Source organism: Leptolyngbya sp. FACHB-36 (assembly GCF_014695955.1).
GTDB lineage: Bacteria > Cyanobacteriota > Cyanobacteriia > Leptolyngbyales > Leptolyngbyaceae > FACHB-36.
Window position 1 is genome coordinate 1 of the sequence record NZ_JACJPG010000093.1, and the last position, 2528, is coordinate 2528.

General features: G+C 57.9%; 1 protein-coding gene and 1 pseudogene. One reads left to right on the forward strand and one right to left on the reverse strand.

The genetic code is table 11. The features are described 5' to 3' along the window. The coding region (locus H6F43_RS01290) for a cobaltochelatase subunit CobN (protein WP_190340216.1) at positions 1 to 1751 on the reverse strand (1751 nt) is incomplete at its 3' end. A gap of 280 nt (positions 1752 to 2031) precedes the next feature. Between H6F43_RS01290 and H6F43_RS01295 the strand changes: the two are divergent. Further along, positions 2032 to 2528: pseudogene (locus H6F43_RS01295) on the forward strand (hypothetical protein); the annotation flags it as partial.

The window sequence follows — 2528 nt, forward strand, 5'->3', positions numbered from 1 at the left end:
GGATACAGATGAGGCACCGGACCGATCGCCACTTCGGGATAGCAGGCGTCCGAGAGCGCAATGCTTTTACCGGGGAGCCATTCCAGGTTGCCGTGCTTGCCGACGTGGACGATCGCGTCTGCTCTGAACTGCTGCCGCACCCAGTAGTAGAACGCCAGGTACGCCGGAGTGGGTTCCAGATCGGGCGCGTGGTAGTTGAGTGAGGGGTCTTGGTCGTAGCCGCGTGCGGGCTGAATGCCAATGAAAACATTGCCGAGTTGAACGCCGGAAATGGGGAATGCGGTAGCGTCTTGACTGCCCCAGCGCTGACGAATTCCGTGCTGCACGGCATCTGGCAGCGTCGCTGCGTAGGTCTGATAGTCCTCTAACGACACGCTTTGATGGACGGGTCGGAGTTCGCGTCCCTCCGGGTCGTTGGTGATGCCAGCAGTGAGGCGCTGCATGAGGTCGTCAGCGGTTTCGGGTGGAGTTTCGACGTGGTAGCCCGCGTGCTGAAGGGTGCGGAGGATTTCTACACAGCTTGCGGGCGTGTCAAGTCCGACGCCGTTGGCAAGGCGTCCATCACGGGTGGGGTAGTTCGCCAGGATCAGCGCAATGCGTCGATCGCCCACCGGAGTCTGCCGCAGCCTGACCCAGTTTGCCGCGAGATCGGCGACGAACTGAACCCGATCGTCCACAGGCTGATAGTGCACCACATCGGTTTCTAGCAGCGGATGGCGGCTCTGAACTGCCTTAAACGACACGGCGCGACTGATAATCCGTCCGTCTACTTCCGGCAGCGCCACGTTCATTGCCATATCGCGGGGCGACAATCCGCGCGACTGGGTTTGCCACTGCTCGATCGTTCCGCCACTGAGAATTACCTGTAGCACGGGAACGTTCAACTGCTGCCACAGCTCAAGCTGCGGCGTCTGCGTATCCAGCTTCGCCAGCGAGAAACTGGTCGTATTCAGCAGCACGTCGATTGCAGACTCGCCTTTAGGCTGAAAGCAATCTCGGATTTCAGCTTGCACATCTGCATCCCGCAACGAAGAAACGAAAACGGGGACGGGGGCTAGATGGCGCTGGTGTAGCGCTTGGCAAAGCGCATCGATCGGCGCGGTGTTGCCTGCCAGAAAGTGGGCACGGTAGAAAAGGATGCCGACTTTAGGGAATTCGGAATTGCGAATTCCGAATTCCGAATTCGAGTTGTCCGCGTCCGTTTGCCAGTTGTAGAGTCCAACAGGTGGCACAGGTTGGGGTGGGAGGGGGCGGTCGGATCGTCCCAAGCAGGCGGCGGCAATGAATTGGAGCGCCTGGGTGACGTTTTGGCTGCCTCCTTCAACGAGATACCGCCACAGTCGATTTGCCACCGAGAGCGGAACCGTAGAGTGGCTCATCAGGTCGGCATCCGGACGATCGTCTCCCGGCAGCACAATGAGAGCCGCTCCGGTGCGCTGCACCGTTTCCGCGACAACCTCCAGTCCGTAGGACCAGTAAGCGCGTCCTCCCAGCAGCCGGATGATGATCACCTGCGCGTGAGCGAGCACGTCCTCGGCGTATTGATCGATCGTCATTGACTGTTGCAGGTGCAGCAGATTAACGACGCGCAGAGCAGGAAAGTCGGTCGGCAGATCCGTGATGGCGTGTGCCAGGGTTTGAATGTCGGTGTCGGCGGCGGTGAGCAGGACGATCGGTGCGGGCGTTTGTTCAATAAAAACAACGCCGTCGTCTAGGTTCCAGCCTCCGGGTGTAGCGGCTAAGCGATGCATAAATGAAGTCTGACCTTTGAAGGTCGTTTATTGATTGGAAGAATCACTCGGTTCTCTAGAGTTGCACACCGCGCCAAGGATTTGTGAACGCCTATTTAGGATAAACTGGAACGTTAGCATCAAGTTTCCTTAACTCTCCTATAATCTTTCCTGATAACTTGGGCGCGATCGCAGACTCAATGGCTCTGAATGTTCACCAAAGTTCATCAAGCGTCTCGGTTAAGTCCGCAATCAAGTCCCGCGTTACACTGAAATTTGCTCTCGCGTCTAAACCTTGGTAATGCCTTCTGTGCAAGCCTTTAGTCTACGTCGAATTCTGCCCTCTGCGGTGTTTGACCAGCTCAGCAGCGTCATGCAGCAGATGGTGCGGGAGCTAGCAGACGGGGCGCTTGTCGTAACAGAAGCCGTTGTTCCGATCAGCCAGCGTCCGCTTGGACTGGTGGAACGGTTCGTCGTCGTCGTGTCGCCGCAGTTTAATGGGCTGCTGCTGGCAGAAACGCTTCCAGGGCATTCTAACCCTGCCCAATTGCCGCTGAATCAGACGCTGTCCTCTGAAGGACTGCTGCAATGCACGTACCAACTGGGGCTGACCTTTTGTCCAACGGCGATCGCTACCTTTCTGACCGAATTAAGCGCGGCGCTTCAGCACAATCCGGGAGCTGTAGCGCTGCTAGAACGGGCAGCTCAACAGTTTCAGCCGAACGACGCAACCGTCCAGAGTGAATTTACGCTGCGACTGGTCGAGGTGATTGCCGCCGCCCTGACGATCGCGCTGCC